Below are 24902 nucleotides of genomic sequence, written 5' to 3' on the forward strand. Positions count from 1 at the left end.
GGCGTATAGTGATGTCAGGAGGATGTTATGGCACTACATTATGTAATTGTTCAGCAACCGAGCACCGATCCCGCCCAGCTGTTTCTGCTGTACCACGGCGTGAACGACAACCCGGATTCGATGGCGCAAATCGGCAGCTGGTTTGCCCGTGCTTTCCCGGAAGCGCAGGTGGTGGCGGTTGGCGCGCCTTTGCCAGGCAGCGTTCCCCAGGGGCGTAAATGGTTTGCCGAAATTCCGGCACACGATCGTTCGGAGCAACAGGGCGTCAACGCGGCGATGCCGGAGTTTGTTGAGTCGGTACGTCACTGGCAACAGCAGAGTGGGGTGCGGCCTGAAGCGACGGCGCTGATTGGCTTCTCGCAGGGTAGCACCATGGTGCTGGAAGGCGTGAAAGCGCAGCCTGATCTGGCCGGGCGCGTGGTGGCGTTCAGCGGGCGTTACGCGACGCTGCCGGAGCGCGCCAGTACCCGCACCACCATCCATCTGATTCATGGCGAATATGATGATCAGATCCCGATGCAGCATGCAGAAGAAGCAGCACAGCGCTTAACCGCACTGGGTGGCGATGTGACGCTGGATATTGTTGAAGATTTGCCACATGCCATTGACCATCGCAGCATGGAACTGGCGCTGAACCATCTGCGCTACACCGTTCCAAAGCGTTATTTTGACGAGGCGCTGAGCGGTGCCAAACCTGGCGATGACGATGTGGTGATGATGGTTTAGATGAAAAACGGCGCGATTGATCGCGCCGTTAACGTTACGAAGGGCCGTTATTTTTTCTTCGGCCAGTCGTCGTCATCGTCCCACTTGTCGTTGAAGTCGCGATGCGGCGGCAGATCCGGTTTGTTATCCATGAATTTTTTATGATCGATACGTTTCAGGTCTTTATAAACGTTCATCAAAATACCGACCATCAGCAGGATCACCAGGATCCACCAATATTCTTTTAACCATTCCATTTGCCTGCTCCTTATGCGTGCTCTCAGGCGATCAGCTGTTCCATGATGCGCTGATACATGCGGCTCAACATCTGCAAATCTGACGCCTTCACGCACTCATTGATTTTATGAATGGTGGCATTCACCGGACCGAGTTCTACCACCTGTGCTCCCATACGGGCGATGAAACGTCCGTCAGAGGTGCCGCCGGTCGTTAACAGCTGCGGCCTGATTTCATTATAGTGCGCTACAGCGTTCACTACGGCATCCACTAGTTTACCGCGCGACGTCAGGAACGGCTGGCCGGAAAGTTTCCACTCCAGCGTGTAGTGCAGCTGGTAGCGATCGAGCAGGGCGGCAACGCGCTCGCGGATCATTTGATCGGTCAGTTCGGTGCTGAAACGGAAATTGAATTGTACGAAAAACTCGCCCGGAATGACGTTGTTGCTGCCGGTACCCGCCTGCACGTTGGCAATTTGCATGCTGGTTGGCGGGAAGAATTCGTTACCCTGATCCCACTCGGTAGCGACCAGTTCATTTAACGCGGGCATGGCGCGATGCACCGGGTTATCCGCCAGATGCGGGTAAGCAACATGGCCCTGCACGCCGTGAATGGTTAGATTGGCGGTGATCGAGCCACGACGGCCATTTTTCACCACATCACCCACCACTTCGGTGCTGGAAGGCTCGCCCACCAGGCAGTAATCCATCCGCTCATGACGCGCCATCAGTCGCTCAACCACTTTTACCGTGCCGTTAGCGGCGCTGGCTTCTTCGTCTGAGGTAATCAGAAAGGCGAGGCGGCCCTTGTGATTCGGGTGCGCGGCGACGAAACGTTCTGCGGCGACCACCATCGCGGCCAGTGAGCCTTTCATATCGGCAGCACCACGGCCAAACAGCATGCCATCGCGGATGGTGGGTTCGAATGGCGGATTGATCCAGCGGTTGGCGTCCCCGGGTGGCACCACGTCGGTGTGTCCGGCAAACGCCAGGGTTTCGCCCTGACCACGCGTGGCCCAGAAATTCAGGGTATCTTCAATGTGCATCGGTTCCACGGTGAAGCCAATCGCTTCCAGTCGGGCAATCAGCAGCGCCTGACAACCTGCATCATCCGGACTGAGGGAAGGACGACGAATCAGCTGCTGAGCCAGCTCAATAACCGGACAGAACATGTTATGACTTCTCCTGGATAAACGCGTGATAAAGGGATTCATTAAAGCCGACCAGCAGGTCACCATTGGTCGCTGCCAGCACCGGACGTTTGATAACGGCGGGCTGTGCCAGCATGATGGCTTTGGCGCTGTCGGCATCCTGTACCGCTGCGCGTTCCGCTTCCGGCAGTTTACGCCAGGTGGTGCCACGGGTATTGAGCAGCGGCTCATAGCCGAGCTGGTCAATAAATGACTGCAACAAGGCATCGTCCACGCCATCTACGCGGTAGTCATGGAAACGATAATCGATGCCGGAAGCCTCTAAATATCGGCGAGCTTTTTTAATGGTGTCACAATTTTTAATGCCGTAGAGCTGGAACATAGTATTTGACTACTCTTTTAGCGTGAAGATTAATTGCGTGGTCGGCCAGGGATTGTAACAAGGTTGCCGGAGGGGATAACAGCGTTCTGTCATCGCCCCCGGCAATAAAGCGCTGGTCTGTCGTTGTAAGAAGATAATAACTATCAAATCGTTTGATATAAACGAGTATTACCTATCAATTGAGGTGTTTTAATCTAGTCGCAAATTAAAAAAGCGGAGAGCAACATGAGCAATTCCAACGAAACAACCCCATCAGCAGCTAAATGCCCTTTCCACCAGGGCGCAGATTTGCCTGCTGCGGGCGGCGGAACCAACAACCGTGACTGGTGGCCTAACCAGCTGCGTGTCGATTTACTCAATCAGCATTCCAATCGTTCGAATCCCCTCGGTGAAAACTTCAACTATCGCGAAGCCTTTAGCCAGCTCGACTACTTTGCCCTGAAAGCCGACCTGAAAGCGCTGCTCACCGACTCTCAACCCTGGTGGCCTGCCGACTGGGGTAACTATGCCGGTCTGTTTATTCGTATGGCCTGGCATAGCGCAGGGACCTACCGTATGACTGATGGTCGCGGCGGTTCCGGTCGCGGTCAGCAGCGCTTTTCGCCTCTGAACTCCTGGCCGGATAACGTCAGCCTGGATAAAGCGCGCCGCCTGCTGTGGCCGGTGAAACAAAAATATGGTCAGAAAATTTCCTGGGCCGACCTCTATATCCTGGCGGGGAACGTGGCGCTGGAAAACGCCGGTTTCCGCACCTTTGGTTTTGGTGCCGGACGTGAAGATGTCTGGGAGCCGGATCTCGATGTGAACTGGGGTGATGAGAAAACCTGGCTGAGCCATCGTCATCCGGAAGCGCTGGCGAAAAATCCACTCTCCGCGACAGAAATGGGCCTGATTTACGTTAACCCGGAAGGTCCGAACGCCAGCGGCGATCCGGCTTCTGCCGCTCCGGCCATCCGTGCCACCTTCGGTAATATGGGCATGGACGATGAAGAAACCGTGGCGCTGATTGCCGGTGGTCATACGCTGGGGAAAACCCACGGTGCCGGTGCAGCCAGCCATGTCGGTGCTGAGCCGGAAGCGGCTCCGCTGGAATCACAGGGCTTCGGTTGGCAAAGCAGCTACAACAGCGGTGTCGGTGCGGATGCCATCACTTCCGGTTTGGAAGTGGTTTGGACACAAACCCCGACCCAGTGGAGCAACTACTTCTTCGAGAACCTGTTCAAATACGAGTGGGTTAAAACGCACAGCCCGGCAGGCGCTATCCAGTATGAAGCGGTTGACGCCCCGGAAATCATTCCGGATCCGTTTGACCCGGCAAAAAAACGTAAGCCAACTATGCTGGTGACTGACCTGACGCTGCGTTTTGATCCTGAATTCGAGAAAATCTCGCGTCGTTTTCTGAATAATCCGCAGGCGTTTAACGAAGCCTTCGCCCGTGCCTGGTTCAAACTGACCCACCGCGATATGGGGCCGATTGCACGTTACTTAGGCCCGGAAGTGCCGAAAGAAGCGCTGATTTGGCAGGATCCGCTGCCGACGCCATCGCATAACCCGACGCCCGCTGACATCGATAATCTGAAAGCGGCGATTGCCGATGCCGGTCTGTCGGTAGGTGAGCTGGTATCAGTTGCCTGGGCTTCAGCTTCAACCTTCCGCGGTGGTGATAAACGTGGTGGTGCCAACGGTGCCCGTGTGGCGTTAGCGCCGCAGAACAGCTGGGAAGTCAATGCCAGCATTCAGCCTGCGTTGAACACATTGATCGCTATCCAACAGGCATCCGGTAAAGCTTCACTGGCCGATGTGATTGTGCTGGCGGGCGTTGTCGGTGTGGAGCAGGCAGCACAGGCGGCTAATGTGGCGGTGAAAGTGCCGTTCACCTCGGGCCGCGTGGATGCCACTCAGGAGCAAACTGATGTGGAAGCCTTCGCGCTGCTGGAACCGGGCTATGATGGTTTCCGCAATTACCAGCGTGCTGGTACCACTCAGGCGGCAGAAACGCAGCTGATTGATAAAGCACAGCAACTGACGTTGACCCCACCAGAGCTGACCGCGCTGGTTGGTGGTTTGCGTGTACTGGGTGCCAACTTCGATGGTAGCGAACATGGCGTGTTTACCAGCCGCAAAGGCGTGCTGAGCAACGATTTCTTCGTCAATCTGCTGGATATGGGCAATGAGTGGAAATCGGTTGATCAGGCGAAAGGGCTGTATGAAGGTCGTGAGCGCAGCAGCGGTGCGGTTAAATTCAGCGCCACCCGTGCCGATCTGGTGTTCGGTTCTAACGCCATTCTGCGCGCGCTGGCGGAAGTGTACGCCAGCAGCGATGGCCGTGAGAAGTTGGTCCATGACTTCGTCGCGGCCTGGACCAAAGTGATGAATCTTGATCGTTTCTAAGTTGTAAATCGGGCTTCCGGGAGCAATCCCGGAAGTCTTTTTCCTGATATTGCGCGATAAATCGCGCCGTTACGGATTCTGCCAAAACGCTTGCCGTTTAGTACCAGTAACCGCTTTCATTAGCCCCGTGAATAATTGCCCGCCGCACCATAAGCCTGATCAGAATCTTCCCAATCGAAAAATTGTGCTACGCGTTGTCACCAGGAATTTTCTTCCGCTACGTTAGGGGTTTGCTGAAATGTGCGTCAGTACACAATTTGAGCAAATTACAGCTTTTACCAGCTTTTGCCGATACAGATAACAGGTGGAAGCGTATTCACCTGTAGAAAAAAACGGCGTATACTCGGCGGCACAATAAGAGAGGGTATTATGGTTGACACTGAACTGGGGAACTGGAAAGAATTTATTGACGCGATGTTACGTAAGTAACCCGCGAAGAGAAAAGCAGGGCAAATCCCCAACTTGCTGTAATTCTTACCAAACAAAAATAAGGCAGCCAATAATCAGGCTGCCTTAATTTTTTATCGCTTAATCATGCGGCTTGTCTTTCAGCGGGAAGCGGCGACGCACCAGTACAAAGAACAGCGGCACAAAGAAGATAGCCAGTACGGTCGCGGAAATCATCCCGCCCATCACCCCCGTCCCCACCGCGTGCTGGCTGCCGGAACCGGCACCCGCGCTGATCGCCATGGGCAGCACACCAAAGATAAACGCCAGTGAGGTCATCAGGATCGGGCGCAGGCGCTGGCGTGAGGCCTCCAGCGTGGCTTCAATCAATTCACGTCCTTTGCTGTTGATCTCGTTAGCGAACTCTACAATCAGAATGGCGTTCTTCGCCGACAAGCCAATCACCGTCAACAGCCCGACCTGGAAATAGACATCGTTTTCCAGCCCACGCAGCCAGGTGGCGATCAACGCCCCCACCACGCCGAGTGGTACCACCAGCATCACCGAGAACGGAATGGACCAGCTTTCGTACAGCGCCGCCAGGCTCAGAAACACCACCAGCAGTGAGATAGCATATAACGCCGGAGCCTGCGAACCAGAGAGTCGTTCCTGATACGAGGCACCGGTCCACTGGAAGCCGATGCCGAGCGGTAACTGGCTGACCAGCTTTTCCATCGCATCCATTGCCGTACCACTGCTGACGCCGTTTGCAGCTTCACCAATAATCTCCAGCGAGGAATAGCCGTTATAACGCTCCAGTCGTGGAGACCCCACTTCCCAGTGGCTGGTGGCGAAGGCAGAGAAAGGCACCATAGTGCCGCTGCTGTTGCGCACATACCATTTATTGATGTCATCCGGCAGCATGCGGAATTCCGGCGCCGCCTGCACGTAAACTTTCTTGATGCGACCCCGGTCGATAAAGTCATTCACATAGGTTGAACCCCAGGCCGTGGTCAGGGTGTCATTGATGGTATCCACTGAGACGCCCAGTGCCTGCGCTTTGCGCTGGTCAACATCAATCTGCAACTGCGGGCTGTCGTCCAGACCGTTATGGCGCACGCGGGATAATGCCGGATCGCGGGCCGCTTCGCCCAGTAATTTATCACGCATCGCCATCAAGGCCGTATGACCAATCCCGCCATGATCCTGGAGTTCGAGGTCGAAACCCGATGAACTGCCAAGACCGGTAATGGCGGGCGGGCTGCTGGCGATAACGTTGGCTTCTTTGATTTTACGGAAAGCCTTAGTGGCGCGGTCAATGATGGCAAAGGCGGTGCGATCGGCACCAGGGCGTTCGTCCCAATCTTTCAGGCGGATAAACATACGTGCCACGTTCTGACCGTTACCACCCGGACCGGCACCGATAGTGGAAAACACCGACAGGACATTATCTTTTTCGGCGGTCATATAATAATTCTCCACCTTCGCCACCACCTTAGAGGTTTGCTCGAGAGTGGCCCCCGCCGGGAGTTGTACCTGGGTCAGGAACACGCCACGATCTTCCTGGGGCAGAAACGAGGTCGGCAGGCGGATAAACATAAACGCCATCAGGCCAATGATCGCCAGGTAGAGCAGCATCCAGCGACCACTTTTTACCAGAATACGCGCCACACCACGTTCATAACGTCCAGCGTTGGCGTTGAAGTGGCGGTTAAACCAGCCGAAAAAGCCACGCCGACCGTGATGTTGACCTTTTTCGAGCGGTTTAAGCAGGGTGGCACAGAGCGCAGGCGTGAGGATCAACGCCACCAATACCGACAAAATCATCGCGGAAACGATAGTGATGGAGAACTGACGGTAAATCGCACCGACGGTGCCACCAAAAAAGGCCATCGGCACAAACACTGCCGATAACACCAGCGCAATACCGACCAGCGCCCCCTGAATCTGTCCCATCGATTTACGCGTTGCCGCACGTGGCGAGAGACCTTCCTCGCTCATGATTCGCTCGACGTTCTCTACCACCACGATGGCATCATCCACCAGCAGACCAATCGCCAACACCGTGGCAAACATGGTGAGGGTGTTGATACTGTAACCACAGGCATACAGCACGGCAAAGGTGCCTAGCAGTACCACCGGTACGGCGATAGTGGGGATTAACGTTGCCCGGAAGTTTTGCATGAACAGATACATCACCAGGAACACCAGCAGGATCGCTTCCAGCAGGGTTTTCACCACGTCGGTGATCGAGGCTTTAACGAACGGGGTGGTTTCATAAGCGACTTTCGCCTCCAGCCCGTGTGGGAAGTACTGCGACAGCTCGGCAATGCGGGCGCGTACCAGTTTGTCGGTATTCATCTCATTGGCACCGGAGGCCAGTTTAATGCCGAGACCGGAGGCGGCCTGGCCGTTGTAGCGACTGAGATAGTCATATTTCTCAGCCCCCATGGCCACATCCGCAACATCGCCCACTGTCACCACCGAACCATCGGCATTGGTTTTTAGTGTAATGGCTTTGAACTGTTCCGGGGTTTGCAGCATTGACTGGGCATTGACCGTGGCATTAAGCGCCTGTTTTTCCACTGAGGGTAATCCGCCCAGCTGGCCGACAGCCACCTGAGCGTTCTGAGATTCAATGGCGCTGACGACATCATCCGTGGTCAGCGCATACGCGTTCAGCTTGTTCGGGTCGAGCCAGATACGCATGGAATATTGCGAGCCGTAGGCATCGACTTCACCGACACCATCAATACGGCTGAGCGGATCTTCAATGTTACTGGCGACATAATCTGAAATATCCTGTTTGTCCATACTTCCATCGGTAGAAACAAACGCAATCATCAGAATGTTGCTGTCACCGGTTTTATTCACCGTTACGCCCTGGGATTGCACCGCCGATGGCAACTGTCGCAGGGCGGTTTGTAGCTGGTTTTGCACCTGCTGGCGTGCTTCGTCCGGGTCTGTACCCGCAGTAAAGGTCAGGGTGATTTGTGCCTGACCGGTGTTGCTGCTGTTCGATGACATGTACATCAGATTGTCGATGCCAGTCATGTTCTGCTCGATCACCTGAGTCACGGTGTTTTCCAGCGTTTCGGCTGAGGCACCGGGGTAATTGGCGGTAATGCGCACGTTAGGTGGCGCGAGGTCGGGATACTGCTCAATCGGCAGGGCGATAATCGCCAGCGTACCGCATAAGCAAAGTAGAATCGCCAGAACCCAGGCAAAAATGGGGCGGTCGATAAAAAAATTCGACATGGAACCGACACTCCTCAGCTGCGTATTTTTTACTTTTATTATCAGAAGCGTGAACCCTGCTCGGGTTCACGCTGGCGGAGTGGAAGCGCTATCCTGGGACATCTCCTGCCGCAGCTTACTCTACGCGGCGCAAATTAGAGAATCGTGGAGAAATTATGGAGAAAGTGTAAATCTCCCGACGGATTTTTGAGATGCGCTAGACATTGCGGCTTTCCAGCCAAAGCACAGTGGCTGCCACGCGCGAGCGCACGTCCAGCTTGCGCAGCATATTACGGATGTGCACCTTCACCGTTTCTTCCGAGATATGCAGGGTGCTGGCAATCTCTTTATTTGACAATCCACGCGCGACTTCCTGCAGCACATCCAGTTCGCGTTCGGTTAACAGGCGGAATGGGTTAGAACTGTGGGGGCGGTTAGCCAGATATTCAACGACTATCTCGCTGAACACATTCTCACCTTGTGCGCCGCGCAAAATTTGCTGCAGCAGCTGCTCGGGTTCGCTGTCTTTCAGTAAGTAACCGTCGGCACCGGCATCGACCATGGCGTAGATATCATTACGGGCATCCGAGACGGTGAGCACCAGGATGCGTGCCGAGATGTCCTCATTACGCAGTGCCTTCAGCGTATCCAGCCCCGACATCCCTTTCATATTGAGATCGAGCAGAATGACGTCAGGTGCCAGGCGGCGCGCCTCTGCCAGCGCCTCGGTGCCATTATTGGCCTCGGCGACCACCTGTAACTTCGGCTCCAGAGCCAGTAACTGGCGAATGCCACGGCGCATCAGGGGATGGTCATCAACGATCATAATTGTCAGAGTTTGCAGGTCCATATTCTCTCCAATAAACGGTCCATGTAGCCTGTTATTCCAGCAGGTGCATCGGGCGTGGCGGGAAACGTAATGTTACCCGTGTGCCGTGTTCCTGCGGGGTAATCAGCAGCGTGCCAGACAGGCGCGCTGCTCGTTCTGCCATAATTGTCAGGCCATAGTGGCCTGGCGGTTCTTCCGTACTGCGTATACCTTTGCCATCATCTTCAATCGTTAACAGATGGTCCTCATCGGCAACACGCTGGTAGCGAATCGTAATCTGCTGTGCTCCCGCATGGCGGATCGCATTGAGCAGTGCTTCGCGGGCAATCTGCAACACATGCACTTGCTGCTGTGCATCCAGGCTCTGCAATCCGGGTTGATAATCAAACTGGATTTCCGCCTGGGATTGCTCCTGCAGGGGGACGATCATGGCCTGCATCGCGGCCACCAGATCGGCCTGTTCAATGGTCAGACGGAAAGTGGTCAGCAGCTCGCGCAGTTGCTGATAGGCATCGGCCAGCGCGCGATCAAATTCGCTGATGATACTTTGCGCCTCTGGCTGGCTGCCATCAACCGTTCGTCGCAGCAGAGTAAGCTGGATGCGCAGAAAGGAGAGTGACTGCGCCAACGAATCGTGAAGTTCGCGCGCGATGGTGGCACGTTCCTCGATCAGCAGCATTTGCTGATATTGCTTCTGCGTTTGCCAGATCCACAGGGCGCGCGCCAGCATATTGGCGAGACTTTGCATTAATTCATCGGAAGCGGGCTTAGCCGATTGCCAGCGCAACTCCCCGAGCAGCTGTTCATCCTGCTGCAATGCCAGATGCTGCCAAACCAGTGACTCATCACTGCTTCCGGCCTGAAAGGTCAGATTTTCGCTCTCCAGCACCACCACGCGGAAACCTTCGCGTAACTTAAGTTGCTGGAGCAGCCCCTGAAAAACATCAGGGTTGAGCGCGCTGCTGGTGAGGATCTGGGAGCTTTCATACAGCAACCACAGCATCCGATTTGCCTGCGTCAGGCTCTCGGTTTTCTCCTGCACCGCATCTTCCAGCAGACGATAATGTGACTGTAAACGCGATGCCATCGCGGTGAAAGCCTGCGCCAGCACACCGAGTTCGTTGGGTTGATCCACCGGTAAGGGCGGAAAGCTAAACCGGGTTTTCTCAACATACTGGCTGGCGGTGACCAGCGAATCCAGTGGACCGACCACATTGCGGCGAATAAAACGGATGGTCCACAGCGCCAGCCCGACAATCGCCAGAAAGCCAGACAAACTGCTGGCAACCACCAGGTGCATTTTCAGCTCGGCATAATGTTGCACCGCCAATACAAAACGATTGATTTCACCCACATAACTCGCCACTTGTTGTTGATAAACCTGCAGGTGTTGCGGCTGTAAGCGCTGCTGTAACTCTGGCCAGCTGTCCCGCAGGTAGTGATAACGATTAGTGACTTCAGCCGGTACCCAGGGGCGATCCAGACCGCTTAATGCCGGTGATTCCAGTGTCTGCTGATAGAGCTGGATATGATGTTCCAGCTGTTGCGGATCGCGTGCACTGTCCCAGGCGAGGCGATAAACCTGCATGCGTAGTGAGCCAGCCGCATTGACCGTCTCGGCATCGCGCAGGCTGCTGGAAAGGGTCATCAGCGCCAGCCCGGAGGTGAGAAGCGAAAGCAGTACAATGGCGCTGAGTGCGCGAGCAATGGTACGTGTTACGGGACGTTTCACTATCACGATTAAAAACCCTGTTAAGAACGCGGAATTATAAAGCAGTGCAACCGCATCGGCGACGATATCTCGCCACATCAGGTTACTCTTTGTACAAAAAGTAACCATTCTTTACCTTTCCCTGGATGAATCTGAGATGGCGGGCGAAATATTAAACAAATTTACCGCTGGCTCAATCTGGTTTGCGTTCGCGGGTTAATACTTTAGGGGTAGTCATTTTCCCAGAAAAACACAGGAGCATCCCCATGAAGACACGATATGCCGTTCTGGCTGGTGCACTGCTAGCCACCTTAAGTTTCAGTAGCCTGGCCGCCACCGCATTGAACGCGGAGCAGGCACAAAATATGCAAAGTATGGGCAGCGTTTCCGTCAGTGGCGTGAGTGGTTCGCTCGACGATGCCACCCGCCAGCTGTCGCAAAAAGCCACTGAGATGGGTGCCAGCCATTACCGCGTTATCGGTGTGCAAAATCCTGGCGACTCCAGCATGTGGAGTGGCACTGCCGAGATTTACCGTTAATTTCTCTCAGGTTTTCTCCCTGTAGCAACCCCGACCGGCCAGATCCTTTGGCCGGTTTTTTTGTGCACGACAACGGATAATTGCAAATCATCCCGTGCAGACTAGCGGTATATTTTGCTTCATTCATGCAGAACGGGTAGGATTCATCGCCGTAATTTCCCGGCTGGTTGTGTGGCATCGTTCTGCCCCCTGCTTCCGGGTGTTACCCCATTTCGCACCGCGCTACGCAAACGTTTGGTGAGCGGTGATTGATGGTCAGGACAAACAGGAAAGCTATGAAACCTACTAAAAAAACCGCAGCCGAACAGCGCGCTGCGAAACGACGCTGGCTTAATTCCCACGACACCGGTTACCACAAAGCGATGGGTAATCGTCAGGTTCAAATGATTGCCATTGGTGGCGCTATCGGTACCGGTCTGTTTTTGGGTGCAGGTGCGCGTCTGCAAATGGCGGGGCCGGCACTGGCGCTGGTGTATCTGGTGTGCGGTATCTTCTCTTTCTTCATCCTCCGTGCGTTGGGCGAACTGGTATTACATCGTCCTTCCAGCGGTAGCTTCGTCTCCTATGCACGTGAATTCCTTGGTGAAAAAGCGTCTTATGTGGCGGGCTGGATGTACTTTGTTAACTGGGCGATGACCGGGATCGTAGATATCACGGCTGTCGCACTGTATATGCATTACTGGGGCGCGTTTGGTGACGTACCGCAGTGGGTATTCGCCCTGGGTGCGCTGGCCATTGTCGGCACCATGAACATGATCGGCGTGAAGTGGTTCGCCGAGATGGAGTTCTGGTTTGCGCTGATCAAGGTGCTGGCGATTGTGGTCTTCCTGATCGTTGGCGTGGTGTTCCTTGGCAGCGGTAAGCCGCTGGATGGCAATGCGACCGGCTTCCATCTGATCACCGATAATGGCGGCCTGTTCCCGCATGGTCTGCTGCCCGCGCTGGTGCTGGTGCAAGGGGTGGTGTTTGCTTTCGCCTCGATCGAGCTGGTCGGCACTGCTGCCGGTGAATGTAAAGACCCGAAAACCATGCTGCCGAAAGCCATCAATAGTGTGATCTGGCGTATCGGTCTGTTCTACGTTGGTTCGGTGGTGCTGCTGGTGCTGCTGCTGCCGTGGAATGCTTATCAGGCGGGGCAAAGCCCGTTCGTGACGTTCTTCTCCAAACTCGGTGTGCCCTATATCGGTAGCGTGATGAACATCGTGGTATTGAGTGCTGCACTCTCCAGCCTTAACTCAGGTCTGTACTCCACCGGTCGTATTCTGCGTTCTATGTCGATGGGCGGCTCGGCACCGAAGTTTATGTCGAAGATGAGCAACCAGCAGGTACCCTTCGCGGGTATCCTGGTCACCATCGCCGTTTACGTCGTCGGTGTGGTGCTGAACTACTATGTTCCGTCGCAGGTGTTTGAGATCGTACTGAACGTGGCATCACTGGGCATCATCTCTTCGTGGGGCTTCATTGTGGTTTGCCAGATGCGTCTGCGCAAAGCTATCAAAGAAGGCAAAGCGGAAGATGTCAGCTTTAAATTGCCGTGGGCACCGGTCACCTCCTGGTTGACGCTGCTGTTCCTGGTCAGCGTGCTGGTACTGATGGCGTTTGACTATCCGAACGGTACCTACACCATCGCATCCATCCCGTTGATCGCGGTGATATTGGTACTGGGCTGGTTTGGCGTGCGTAAGCGCGTCAATGAAGAAGCGCTGAAAGCGCATGATCACCATCATGAGGGTGAGGAAGAAGTTTCGCGTACATTAGCAGAAGACTCTCCACGCTAAGTTTTTTGATGTGACAGTGCGATGGGCCGTCCAGTAGGACGGCCTTTTTTTTTGCTCATTTCTCAGCCATGCGATCAATCGTGCGGCGACTTGATCCCGCATCGGGAATTACACCTTTCGAGTGATATAGCCCTCTTTAGTGTCAGGTTATTTTACACATCTCACTTTTTACTCCGAAACAGGTGTTCCGATGGTGCTGTCACGACGCGAATTCTTTACCGGACAGCGCAAAGCTGTCACGGGGGCGATCGCGTTGCCGTGGTGGCGTCATCAGGCGAGTTGTGATGGATGTGGCCGCTGTGTGGCTGCCTGCACCACGCAAATTGTGCAGCTGGCGGCAGGTGCGCAGCCACAACTCAACTTTCAGCATGGCGAATGCACCTTCTGTGGTGCCTGCGCAGATGTCTGCCCGCAACCGTTGTTTCATCCACGCGACCATCAGCCGTGGCAGCAGCGCATCCATATCAGTCGCGATTGCATCACCTTTCAGGGCGTTAACTGCCGCAGTTGCCAGGAAAGTTGTGAACAGCAGGCGATTCGCTTTCGTCTCACCGCCAATGGCATCGCCCAACCGGAAACCATGCCGCAGCTTTGCACTGGCTGTGGCGCATGTATCGCACCTTGCCCGGTGTCAGCCACAGGATTAGATCATGAACACAAATAACAGCTGGCACGTCTGTGGCCTGGTGATTCAGGCACGCCCGACGGTCGTTGATGCGGTCAGCCAGACGTTGCTGACGTATGCCGATAGCGAGATCGCCGCACAAGACGCGGCACGCGGCACATTGGCCGTCACCCTTGGTGCCGCCGACAGCGCGACGCTGCTGCGCAATATTGAAGCCACCCGCAACATTCCCGGCGTGCTGGCGGTGTCTCTGGTGTATCACCAGCAGGACGAATTTGAACAACCCGCAAAGGAAGCATTATGCAACTAAGTCGTCGTGATTTTATGAAGGCTAACGCGGCGGCGGCTGCCGCGACTGCTGCTGGATTAGTGATTCCCACCGTAACCAAAGCGGCCACTGCGCTCGCCGCGCCCATTCGCTGGGAAAAAGCGCCTTGTCGTTTTTGCGGCACCGGCTGTGGTGTGCTGGTGGGCACCCAGGATGGCCGGGTGGTTGCCTCTCAGGGCGATCCGCAGGCGGAAGTTAACCGCGGGCTTAACTGTATCAAAGGCTACTTCCTGCCAAAAATCATGTACGGCAAAGATCGTCTGACTCAGCCACTGCTGCGCATGACCGATGGCCGTTTCGATAAAAATGGTGAGTTCACGCCGGTCAGCTGGGATCAGGCGTTCGACATCATGGAAGAGAAGTTCAAGGCAGCGCTGAAAGCGAACGGGCCGGAATCGATCGGTATGTTCGGCTCCGGCCAGTGGACGCTGTGGGAAGGTTATGCCGCCTCGAAGTTAATGAAAGCTGGCTTCCGCAGTAATAACCTCGATCCGAACGCACGTCACTGTATGGCGTCGGCGGTGGTGGGCTTTATGCGCACTTTCGGTATGGATGAACCGATGGGCTGCTACGACGATATCGAGCAGGCCGATGCCTTCGTGCTGTGGGGATCTAACATGGCCGAGATGCACCCGATCCTCTGGTCGCGATTAACCGCGCGCCGCCTCAGCAATGAAAACGTCAGAGTCGCGGTGCTTTCCACCTATCGTCATCGCAGCTTTGAGCTGGCCGACAACGGCATGGTGTTCACGCCGCAAACCGACCTGGTGATCCTCAACTTTATTGCCAATTACATCATCCAGAACGGCAAGGTGGATAAAACCTTCCTGCAAAACCATGTGAATTTGCACCGGGGGGCGACCGACATCGGTTATGGCTTGCGTCCGACCGATCCCCGCCAGGCGAAGGCGAAAAACCCGGACAGCGGTGACTCAACCCCGATCAGTTTCGATGAATACGCGAAATTTGTCTCTGAATACACGCTGGAAAAAGCCAGTGAAATGAGCGGGGTGGAGAAAGATCAACTGGTGATGCTGGCTGAGCTGTATGCCGACCCTAACGTCAAGGTGGTGTCGTACTGGACTATGGGGTTCAACCAGCATACGCGCGGCGTGTGGGCCAACAATCTGGTTTACAACCTGCATCTGCTAACGGGCAAAATCTCGCGTCCCGGCACCGGGCCTTTCTCACTGACCGGGCAGCCATCAGCCTGCGGTACCGCACGCGAAGTTGGCACCTTTTCCCACCGTTTGCCTGCCGACATGGTGGTGACCAACGACAAACATCGTGCACTGGCAGAAAAACTGTGGAAGCTGCCAGCGGGCACCATCCCGGCGAAAGTGGGTTATCACGCAGTGGCGCAGGATCGTGCACTGAAAGATGGCAAGATCAATGCCTACTGGTCCATGTGCAACAACAATATGCAGGCCGGACCGAACCTGACTCAGGAACGTATGCCGGGCTGGCGTGATGAACGTAATTTCATTGTGGTGTCCGATCCTTATCCGACTGTCAGCGCGCTTTCCGCCGATCTGATTCTGCCGACCGCCATGTGGGTAGAGAAGGAAGGTGCCTATGGAAACGCTGAACGCCGTACGCAATTCTGGCATCAACAGGTTAAAGCGCCGGGTGAAGCAAAATCCGACCTGTGGCAGCTCGTCAACTTTTCCAAACGCTTCCGCGTGGCGGAAGTGTGGCCGGAAGAATTGATCGCCCGGCAACCGGAGCTGCGCGACAAAACGCTGTACGACGTGTTGTACGCCAACGGCCAGGTCAATCAGTTCCCGCTGAGTGAAGTCGCGGATGATCAACTCAACGATGACGCGCGCACCTTCGGTTTCTATCTGCAAAAAGGGTTGTTCGAAGAGTACGCCAGTTTTGGTCGTGGTCACGGTCATGATCTGGCTCCGTTCGATACCTATCATCAGGCGCGGGGTCTGCGCTGGCCGGTAGTTGATGGCAAAGAGACACGCTGGCGTTATCGCGAAGGGCATGACAGCTATGTCAAAGCGGGGGAGGGGGTACGCTTCTACGGTAAGCCGGACGGTAAAGCGACCATTTTCGCCCTGCCGTATGAGCCGCCTGCTGAATCGCCGGATGCTGAATACGATCTGTGGTTCTGTACTGGCCGCGTGCTGGAACACTGGCACACCGGCACCATGACGCGTCGTGTCCCCGAGCTGCACCGCGCCGTGCCGCAGGCGCTGCTGTATATCCATCCGCTGGATGCTAAAGCGCGCGGTTTGCGTCGTGGCGAGAAAGTACGCGTGGTATCACGTCGTGGTGAAACCCTGGCCACCGTCGAAACCCGCGGCCGTAACCAGCCACCGCAGGGACTGGTGTTTACGCCTTTCTTCGATGCCGGGGTGCTGGTGAACAACATCACGCTGGACGCCACCGATCCACTGTCGAAGCAAACCGATTACAAAAAATGCGCCGTTAAGCTGGTGAAAATTTAAGGCAGGATGCAATGAAACCTCTTATCACATTTCTCACATTGGCCGCCCTGATGTTGGGCGGCACGGTCTGGGCCGCGAATGGCGTAGACCTGAATCAGTCACCCGAGGTAACGGCGACGCAGCAGGGTACGATCCATCAGCCCAAAGAGCAGAGCCGCAAGCCGCTGAATTATGTCAATCAACCACCGGTGATCCCGCACAGCGTGGATGGCTATCAGGTGACAAAAAACACCAACCGTTGCCTGCAATGCCATGGCACGCAGAGCTACCTGACCACGGGTGCGCCACGCGTCAGCCCGACACACTTTACTGACCGTGATGGGTTAGTCAGCAGTTCGGTATCACCGCGTCGCTACTTTTGTCTGCAATGCCATGTTCCGCAAACCGATGCCAAACCGGTGGTAGAAAATACCTTCCGCCCGGCTGAAGGCTTTGGGCAGTGAGGTTAGCGATGAAACAGATGATTATCCGAATCTGGCGCTGGTGGCGGCGACCCAGCCGCCTGGCAATCGGCACCTTGCTGCTGATTGGTTTTGCTGGTGGCATCATTTTCTGGGGTGGTTTTAATACCGGGCTGGAGATGACTAACCGCGAGCAGTTTTGTATTGGCTGCCATGAAATGCGCAATAACGTCTATCAGGAATATATGCAGACGGTGCACTACAACAACCGTAGCGGCGTGCGTGCCACCTGCCCGGATTGCCATGTGCCGCACGAGTGGGGACCGAAGATGTGGCGTAAATTACAGGCCAGTAAAGAGGTTTACGCCAAGGTGTTCGGCATTGTTGATACGCCCGAGAAATTTGAAGAGAAACGTCTCGAACTGGCGCAAAACGAATGGCGCAGGATGAAGAACAACAATTCGCAGGCCTGCCGTAACTGCCATAACTTTGAATATATGGATTTTACCACGCAGAAGACCGTGGCGGCGAAGATGCATACCAAAGCGGTGGAGGAAGGTAAAACCTGTATCGATTGCCACAAAGGTATCGCCCACCATTTACCGGATATGAAAGAGGAAAAGAACGGGTTTTAATCTGTGATTCCTTTTGACTGCGCGATAGAACGCGTCGCTGCCCAGTTCAACGGTCCGTAGCGGCGCGTTTTGACTGTTAATACAATTAAGATAGTTTTCCCGCTGGCTTCGGCCTATCATGCCAGGCTCCCTCGAAATTTGCTGTGGAGTGGTCATGCCGTTAAAGATCAACATCATCAAAGAGAAGTTGCTGTCAGAAAATTGGTTTGTACTGCGCAACTTTACCTACGAAATCACCCGCAACAATGGCGAAGTGCTGCGCCACAAACGTGAAGTCTACGATCGTGGCAACGGTGCCACTATCCTGCTGTATAACCGTGAAAAAAACAGCGTGGTGTTGATACGCCAGTTCCGTATCGCCACCTACCTTAATGGCAACCAAAGCGGTGAGCTGATTGAGGCCTGCGCCGGGTTGCTGGATGATGACACTCCAGAAGATTGCATCCGCAAAGAGGCGATTGAGGAGACCGGCTATCAGGTAGGCGAAGTAGAAAAACTTTGGCAGGCTTACATGTCACCGGGTGGCGTCACTGAAATTGTGCACTTTTTCGCGGCGGAATATAGCGAGGCGCAACGCACGAATAACGGCGGCGGCGTAGAGGACGAAGAGATCGCGGTACTTGAGCTGCCTTTTCCAGAGGCGATGGCGATGGTGAAGAATGGTCGTATTTGTGACGGCAAAACCATTATGTTGCTGCAACATGCGCAGATAGCGGGCTGGCTCAAAGCCTGACAGGAAAAAAGCAGGGATGATTCCCTGCTTTTGTCATAATAATTACTGGGGATGATGTTCATCCAGGAAATTAAAATAAACTAAATTCTGTTGTAGCACGGTGTTGTACCAATCCCGATGAGCATCGGTGGATTCCTCAGCCGCTAACTCATATAAGTAATCCAGTGGGAAGTTTGTAATAAATAATTCTCGTGGGTTAATCGGATAGTCGGTGTGAAATTTACTAATCAATTGCCGTGGCAGATAATTCCCCTGCCACATAATGATTTTTTGAGCTTCATGGACCATCGTATACCAGTTATCTATATATTTTTTAAAATAGATAAGTTCACCTGCCCCTTCAAGTCCTTCGTTATCAATAAAAGATACTCGCTCATCGAATTTAGCTAAGAGTTCTAAATCCATACGGATGGTTGAACCCTCTTTTGTCGTACAGGGGATGCCATTGAGTGAACCATAGTTTTCAAGTGTTTTATTCTTGTTTTTGGCAATGAATACCTCTGTAACTTTATTCAGATCACGGGAGGAATAACCTAAGTTTTGCAGGTCTCGACTGCTCAGTTTCTGTAAGATTTTCTCTGGTTCAGCAATGCCACCCACCAGAACATGGATTAAATCATTTTCTCTGCCACTGAACTTGCTCCAGTTCGTAAGTTTTTTCTCGGCAGTGGCTTTGATCGATTCCCACAATGCAATAAATCTTTTATTTTCTGCATAATACTCTACATTTTCCTGTTCATTGACCGCGTAATCTTTATATTCTTCCCAGTTTTCTTCAATATGTCGGGCGGTTCGTTCCCTGACTTCTGCGTAATTTTCTTCATCATTACTCATGGCCAATGCAATAGCGCGGAATAAACAATTTCCGTCATTTTTAACATCGATAGTGCTTTCTCTGCGACCGATAAGCTGATAATGTTCATGCCCCTCTTTTCTGACCCGGCGCAGACGGATGATCCGCATTGGATCATCACTTTGCCCAATCGTATAAAGAAAAACTCGATTATCCCGTGCCGTGGTATCTTCAACATCTAACTGGAAATTGTACTCACTCGCAACACCATAAATGGCCAGATCCATGCCATTATTGTTCCAGTAACCATCAGTTCGGATATTTTTCAGTGTTGTTGCTTTTAATTGTTCCGCTTCATTGCCAGAAAGTGTAGAACCATCATTTTTTTTGCTGGCAGAAATAATTGATTTTTTGATAATGGATTTTCTTGCGGTGTTTTTTAGTATGCTACTAACCGTTGTCTCTCCGACATGTTCAGAGGTGTTTTTAACTTTTTTGGCTGGTTCACTGAAGGCTTCAAAAAACAACTTAGGCATGGGGCGTTTAATGGCGTCCTCTGGTTTGTATGGTAAGTTTTGCTCATGACGCAGCGATTGGAAATCAGGCTCTTTAACTCTTGACCTGGGGTGTTGAGAACCCAGGCCTGAAGAACGATTCGACAATAACGTTGTAGTATGCCGATTATCAGATTGTATAACACGGTTGGTGACATGAGTAATTGTGGGGAGTTTTTTAGTTATTTCATTATTATGTTGATGCAGCGTGGATATCGCACTTTTTCGGTAAGATTCTATACTGGTATTTAACATATCAATCTCCTTATTAAATAATAAGCTGCTTAGGTTGTTCTGGATCTAAGGTATCAATGCTCATTATCTGTCGTTTGTAGATCCAATAATATTTTTGTACGAATTGGAAAGTTAGAGTGTTGTGTAGATGGCCCTGGCTGATCTGGTGGCGGCATAGAGTATGAGGTTGTTATGGCATTCAACACATTATCAGCCTCACTGAGTATTGGGGGGGGCAATCGTTTGGTAGCAGGATGATCTATGACACCCCGAATATCGGGTCCCGGTGAGACGACGGTTGATTTATAAGTGGAGGCGCCGAGAGACTGAATTCGTACCGGGTTAAACCTTCCTGTACTATCATGCTGTAATACCAGCGTCTTCCCTGTGACGGCCTCTTTTAGCATCGCTGAAGGTATTATTTGTGCAATGCTACCCTGGTTGCCAATATTCCCCGGTTGAGTGTCCAGTGGCTGGCCAGATCGTTCGGAATCTTTACCTGGTTTATATAAATGACCGCGTTTTTTGTCATCTATTACAATGATTTTTTTACCCGTTGATGCGGAGGCTGCGCTAATAATCGCACTTTGTAATGGCTGAACTGAAGGTTTATCTCGATGCAAATTTCCCGGGCGGTGCTGTGTGAGCAGTCGCAGTGAATCTTCAACGCGTGTACACCAGGCATTATTCTCACGTTGACGTATGAGTGCTCCCTGTTTTGTTGCTAAACCCTGTGCTTGTACGGCAGGATTGAACTGTTCACGTGGATGATGAATTTTTTTCATGGCCTGAATGGCTGAAGATACGTTAGCACTGACTTCTTTGTGGCTGACCGGTTGCCGGAATTTTTCGGAATAATGTTGCAGGCTGACTGAATGCATGGGTGCATTACAGAGTGGAAACTCAGGGGGACGGCTCGGCATATTATGCATATAACTGCCTTTTTGGATATCCATATCCGAAATTATTTCAACATCATAACGGTTGGTGATGGTGGCAACCGTTGCGTTTCCAGAACCTTCATTGGGTATTGTTAGTGGTTGTACATCCAAAAGTGGAGTGAATTGAATATGCTGTATCTGAAACCCAGGGCAGTATTTCTCACGGATTAATTCATTTATTTTTTTATAATCAATATATCCATATTTATCAATAATGTCGCAGAGTTTGAACCTGAGCATTGTGAGTCCTGGATTCGATGACTGAATATTTTGTGTTTCAGCCTCTTCACCCGTGGGATAGGAAATGGTGGTAGTGCGTGTTTCTGTGACGTTGGTGTTGATATAAACAAAAACCGGTCTGTTCATCTCTATCCAGTAATCAGAAAATTGCGTCGCGACATAGAAAAACCATTTCCATGTCTGAGTTAATTTTTCATAGTGCTCATACTTATTAGCTGAATCGATGGCTTTTTCATCATTATTTTCCTCATCACGGCTTTCACGATCGGCTCGATATTCGGCCATATCATACTCAGCCTGGGTGGAAAATATTCCAAGGTTTGCATCGGTATATGCCTGAATGGCTTGATCCAGTTCCTCCTGGTTAATGATTTTTTTATACTCAGCATCAATTTCATCCTGCCGCCAGGTCAATGCATCAGCCAGGAAAGGCTCAAGTAAAGTAATGGAATAGAGCAGAGAGTCAGAAATATGGTGTTTTTGATTCGTGGACTGGATGAATTTTTGTGAACTTTCAGTATTGATTCCTCCCATATCCTCCAGAATAAAATACTCCAGTAAATCTGCTTCAGTGAGTTTTTGCCCTGTTTTGGCAATGCGTGAAGGAATGCCTCTTTCATAAATTTCATCAACAATTTTTCGATAAATCTCGCCAGATGATAATTTGATTCCCTGACTTTGTAGGTTTCTGAAAAAATTGAGGCATTTTAGTAAGTAATTTACATGGTTGTTTTCATCACCTGATATTGTTCTCCGTAGATCCCTGAAGATGTTACTAATGTCTTTACGATGATCTTCCCCGCCTTTCGCCAGTAACGTTAGTAACTCTTTCCGGACATGAGCGAACTGATCTTCGGTAAATTTCTGACCGATGAGTTTATCATCTTTGCCTTTGTCGGTTTTACAGAGATCTTTTAAGACAATATGGGGAATCGCCCCTTCAATAAGCTTGCAGGCCGTTTTAGTATAACGATCCCCCTCTTTATTACCCGGATCGAAAGCGGAAAGTGCCCTATCCAGTTCAGTGGCGATCAAGCCATTTATCTGGGTAATCAATCCGTTGGTCAGCGTGTTGAGAAAATCATGAGGCTGACCGGCGGTGGTATCTGTAGGTAATTCCAGAACATCTGCCGCTGCGAAGGATCTTCTCAGTATATAAGAAAGAATCTGGCAGCTACGCTCCTCATTGGTGATATCGGTAGTAATGGATTCACCAAGCATTTTAATTATATTTTTCTGGCAGTCAGAATCTACCCTGATACCCATTCCCGCAGCTTTAGCGAAAAAATCACGGGTTGTAGTTTGTGGATAGGTTGACAGCGATTTCTGGATCTCTGCCAGTTCCTGCGTCAATGGTGAGGTTCCATTGTTGATTAATGTTTCCATTTCATCACTGGAAAATAGCTCTTTGATAGCCCGTTGAATCTCCAGCTCAGATTCAAGAGTGAATGGATTGTTTTCCACCAATGCCAGGGCGACATTGGCATATATTGCAATTTCGTAGCTAATATCTGTGTTAGCAACTAATTCATTCAACCGATTGATGTGTGCATGTGCTGAAAATGTTTCATCCAGCATCTTATCGAGAAATTTATGTAAAATATATAAATGGTCAATTTCTTTGACCAGTGTTTCAGTCAGCAGAGTATTGTGCGTTATCGCATGGTACTTAAAAAAATGAGACGGACGCAGTGCATTGATCTGAAGATCGAAAGATAATTTCTCGGGCAATAAATTAAGGATTGTCGCAATATCGACTTTGAATTGCGGCAATTTGATATCTGGGTCGATATATCTGTTACGTGACAGCAGGAAATCCATCACTATTTCTTTGATTTGTGTTTGCTGCTCTGCGGAGATATTCAGTTTATCGATCAGATACGGATCGAGATGCAGGCCTTGCTGATAACGCTTTTCTAATCTGGCAGGATTCAACACGCTGACGATGTGTTCTTCAATGTTTAACAGGAATTCGCTGATGGGAGGGATGTCGTAAACATTGGTTCCGGTTACTGCCAGTAATAGTCGTTCCCGCATTCTCCAGTTGAGGGCGGGAGGAAGAAGGCGACTGATTGCCAGCATGATACCGCGATCATAACCACTGCCTATGTTGTGTTGGTGTGCGGTGAAAAACGCATCGACTTCATGCGGGTCAGGATAATAACTCCTCATCAACTGATATAATAACGTTGTATCAGCGATGTTTTCCGCAATCACCTGGCTGGCATCCAGCATCGAAGCCATACAAATAAAGTCATAGCATTCATTTGGATTATATAGCAAATTAGGTGATACCTGTTCTGCTATTTCATGAAGGTCTATGTCATTAGCAACCATATCCTGAAAGTTATCATCTCGGGTCATTAACGATTTAAAGGTCGTGTCTACACCAGCATTTTGTAATCGATCCAAAGCATTGAAAAAAAGATCCTGATACAGAATATGGACTTCACCAAACTCGACTCGATTTTCAATACGACCTTTTAGATCATTGAGTATACTGGGTATCCGATACAATATATTGAAGCTCTCACTGATGCGGTTAAGTATCGTTCCATGTTTCAGCCTCTTCAGTTCTGCACGATTCTCTTTATATTCGGTGAGCAAATCATCGATTTCATTTTTTAATACCTCAAGCTTAAATAGGGTTGGTAAGCTGTTTAACTCCCGCCATAACTCGCAGCCACTGGCGGTTTCACTCAATACTTCCTGTAATCCTGTATTATTAATAAGTGAATCGATCACCTCACCGGTGGTTTTACCGTTGTAGTCGATTTCGCACAGTTGATGGTAGTATTTTGTCTCAATAGGAGCACAAAGCAGCTGCAATTTATCCAGCAAATCCTTTTGTGTGCTATTAAAGACCGTGAAGAATTTATTGTTGTTATTGGATAACATTTCTCTGACTTCATTTTCAATACCTGTCCAGAGATCAAACTGGGTTAAGAAAGTTTCCAGTTGAGGGTTACCCAGGATAAACTCCCATAATCTGCGATAGTTGTTTCTGTGTTCACAGGTTGACGATAATGATAAGACACCATCCCAAAACACATCTAAGTGATTTGTTTGTCTATCGGCACAAACAGCGGAGACGGTGTTAAAGAGTTTTTTTAATTTTTCATTATCTGTTTTTGCTAATTTTTTATTGATGATTTTTTTATTTATTTCCCAGGAGTGTTTCGCTTTCTGACGTATCTTTTTTCTCAATCCTTCTTTCTTATTGAAAATGTCTTCACACTGGCTGGCAAATTTTCTGATGTGATATGATTTTGATTCAGCCAGCTGCTCGGTGAATGTGGGTAGTTGTTCGATGAGTCGCTCATTATCACGAAACTGTTGAATAACCTGTCTCGCTGGAATATCAGAGCATTTACTGGGTTGCGGATGATATATCGCTTTTTTAGACCGGATTGGTAGTTTTATACGAGCAGGTAACAGGCTATTGGGTTGTGCTAAAGATACGCCTAAGGAAGACATCGGTCGGTTAATAAGGTCCCGTGGGGCAGAGAGATTGCTTATTGAATTTATATTGGTGGAAATTTCCTTTCTGCATATTTGTTGAGTGACTGGAGGTTTGATTGTGAGGGTATTAACTGCGCTGCTGCTTAGCATG

Annotated in this window: 19 protein-coding genes; 11 read left to right on the plus strand and 8 right to left on the minus strand. The window is 51.4% G+C overall.

Annotated features, from left to right (window positions below):
* Window positions 1-27: 27 nt before the first annotated feature.
* Window positions 28-726: an esterase gene (ypfH, locus tag RCF31_RS18680; RefSeq protein WP_313684272.1), complete on the plus strand. Its 699-nt coding sequence runs from the start codon at window positions 28-30 to the stop codon at window positions 724-726.
* A gap of 47 nt (window positions 727-773) precedes the next feature.
* Here the strand turns inward: ypfH and RCF31_RS18685 are convergent, their stop codons facing one another.
* From RCF31_RS18685 to RCF31_RS18695, 3 genes are read right to left on the minus strand one after another with little or no spacing between them, the layout of a single operon-like run.
* Entirely contained in the window at window positions 774-962 is a 189-nt protein-coding gene (locus RCF31_RS18685) for a YpfN family protein (protein WP_084876258.1), read from the minus strand.
* 23 nt (window positions 963-985) lie between these two features.
* Window positions 986-2113, minus strand: a complete 1128-nt coding sequence (gene dapE, locus RCF31_RS18690) for a succinyl-diaminopimelate desuccinylase (protein WP_299456188.1) — start codon at window positions 2111-2113, stop codon at window positions 986-988.
* A 1-nt stretch (window position 2114) separates the two neighbouring features.
* Window positions 2115-2474, minus strand: coding sequence for an ArsC family reductase (locus RCF31_RS18695; protein WP_416411938.1), 360 nt, complete (start codon window positions 2472-2474; stop codon window positions 2115-2117).
* Window positions 2475-2699: 225 nt separating this feature from the next.
* On the opposite strand from RCF31_RS18695, the gene katG reads away from it, so the two are divergent.
* Together katG and ypfM are read left to right on the plus strand one after the other, a co-directional pair.
* Complete coding sequence (gene katG / locus RCF31_RS18700) at window positions 2700-4865, plus strand: catalase/peroxidase HPI (RefSeq protein WP_416411939.1); 2166 nt, start codon at window positions 2700-2702, stop codon at window positions 4863-4865.
* 369 nt (window positions 4866-5234) lie between these two features.
* Window positions 5235-5294: a protein YpfM gene (gene ypfM / locus RCF31_RS18705; RefSeq protein ID WP_139810981.1), complete on the plus strand. Its 60-nt coding sequence runs from the start codon at window positions 5235-5237 to the stop codon at window positions 5292-5294.
* A 99-nt stretch (window positions 5295-5393) separates the two neighbouring features.
* Here ypfM and acrD read toward each other — a convergent pair whose 3' ends face one another.
* The 3 genes from acrD to narQ form a co-directional block, all read right to left on the minus strand.
* Complete coding sequence (acrD, locus tag RCF31_RS18710; RefSeq protein ID WP_416411940.1) at window positions 5394-8510, minus strand: multidrug efflux RND transporter permease AcrD; 3117 nt, start codon at window positions 8508-8510, stop codon at window positions 5394-5396.
* A gap of 196 nt (window positions 8511-8706) precedes the next feature.
* Window positions 8707-9339 carry a response regulator gene (locus RCF31_RS18715; protein ID WP_416411941.1) on the minus strand — a complete coding sequence of 211 codons (633 nt, stop codon included), beginning with the start codon at window positions 9337-9339 and terminating at the stop codon, window positions 8707-8709.
* 31 nt (window positions 9340-9370) lie between these two features.
* Window positions 9371-11056 (minus strand): nitrate/nitrite two-component system sensor histidine kinase NarQ, encoded by a 1686-nt coding sequence (gene narQ / locus RCF31_RS18720; RefSeq protein ID WP_416411942.1) that lies wholly within the window; start codon window positions 11054-11056, stop codon window positions 9371-9373.
* Between the two features lie 239 nt (window positions 11057-11295).
* Between narQ and RCF31_RS18725 the strand changes: the two genes are divergently transcribed.
* The 8 genes from RCF31_RS18725 to nudK all read left to right on the plus strand — a co-directional run bounded on the left by RCF31_RS18725 (window position 11296) and on the right by nudK (window position 18527).
* Window positions 11296-11568 (plus strand): YdgH/BhsA/McbA-like domain containing protein, encoded by a 273-nt coding sequence (locus RCF31_RS18725; protein WP_299455030.1) that lies wholly within the window; start codon window positions 11296-11298, stop codon window positions 11566-11568.
* Between the two features lie 275 nt (window positions 11569-11843).
* The gene (gene ansP, locus RCF31_RS18730; RefSeq protein ID WP_299455032.1) at window positions 11844-13346 is read left to right on the plus strand and encodes an L-asparagine permease; all 1503 of its coding nucleotides are present in this window, start codon (window positions 11844-11846) and stop codon (window positions 13344-13346) included.
* A 190-nt stretch (window positions 13347-13536) separates the two neighbouring features.
* Window positions 13537-14010 (plus strand): ferredoxin-type protein NapF, encoded by a 474-nt coding sequence (gene napF, locus RCF31_RS18735; protein ID WP_416411943.1) that lies wholly within the window; start codon window positions 13537-13539, stop codon window positions 14008-14010.
* The gene (locus tag RCF31_RS18740) at window positions 13997-14281 is read left to right on the plus strand and encodes a chaperone NapD (RefSeq protein WP_416411944.1); all 285 of its coding nucleotides are present in this window, start codon (window positions 13997-13999) and stop codon (window positions 14279-14281) included. Before napF ends, RCF31_RS18740 begins: the two co-directional genes overlap by 14 nt.
* Entirely contained in the window at window positions 14272-16758 is a 2487-nt protein-coding gene (gene napA, locus RCF31_RS18745) for a nitrate reductase catalytic subunit NapA (protein ID WP_416411945.1), read from the plus strand. The genes RCF31_RS18740 and napA overlap by 10 nt, the downstream gene beginning before the upstream one ends.
* 11 nt (window positions 16759-16769) lie before the next feature.
* The gene (napB, locus tag RCF31_RS18750; protein WP_416411946.1) at window positions 16770-17201 is read left to right on the plus strand and encodes a nitrate reductase cytochrome c-type subunit; all 432 of its coding nucleotides are present in this window, start codon (window positions 16770-16772) and stop codon (window positions 17199-17201) included.
* A gap of 8 nt (window positions 17202-17209) precedes the next feature.
* Complete coding sequence (gene napC / locus RCF31_RS18755) at window positions 17210-17794, plus strand: cytochrome c-type protein NapC (protein WP_416411948.1); 585 nt, start codon at window positions 17210-17212, stop codon at window positions 17792-17794.
* Between the two features lie 154 nt (window positions 17795-17948).
* Entirely contained in the window at window positions 17949-18527 is a 579-nt protein-coding gene (gene nudK / locus RCF31_RS18760) for a GDP-mannose pyrophosphatase NudK (protein ID WP_299455048.1), read from the plus strand.
* Between the two features lie 42 nt (window positions 18528-18569).
* On the opposite strand, the gene RCF31_RS18765 is transcribed toward nudK, so the two are convergent.
* Both RCF31_RS18765 and RCF31_RS18770 read right to left on the minus strand, forming a co-directional pair.
* The gene (locus tag RCF31_RS18765; protein WP_416411949.1) at window positions 18570-20129 is read right to left on the minus strand and encodes a hypothetical protein; all 1560 of its coding nucleotides are present in this window, start codon (window positions 20127-20129) and stop codon (window positions 18570-18572) included.
* A 53-nt stretch (window positions 20130-20182) separates the two neighbouring features.
* Window positions 20183-24901 carry a hypothetical protein gene (locus RCF31_RS18770; RefSeq protein WP_416411950.1) on the minus strand — a complete coding sequence of 1573 codons (4719 nt, stop codon included), beginning with the start codon at window positions 24899-24901 and terminating at the stop codon, window positions 20183-20185.
* Window position 24902 lies beyond the last annotated feature (1 nt).

It is taken from the genome of Pantoea sp. App145 (assembly GCF_047947045.1).
Lineage (GTDB): Bacteria > Pseudomonadota > Gammaproteobacteria > Enterobacterales > Enterobacteriaceae > Pantoea.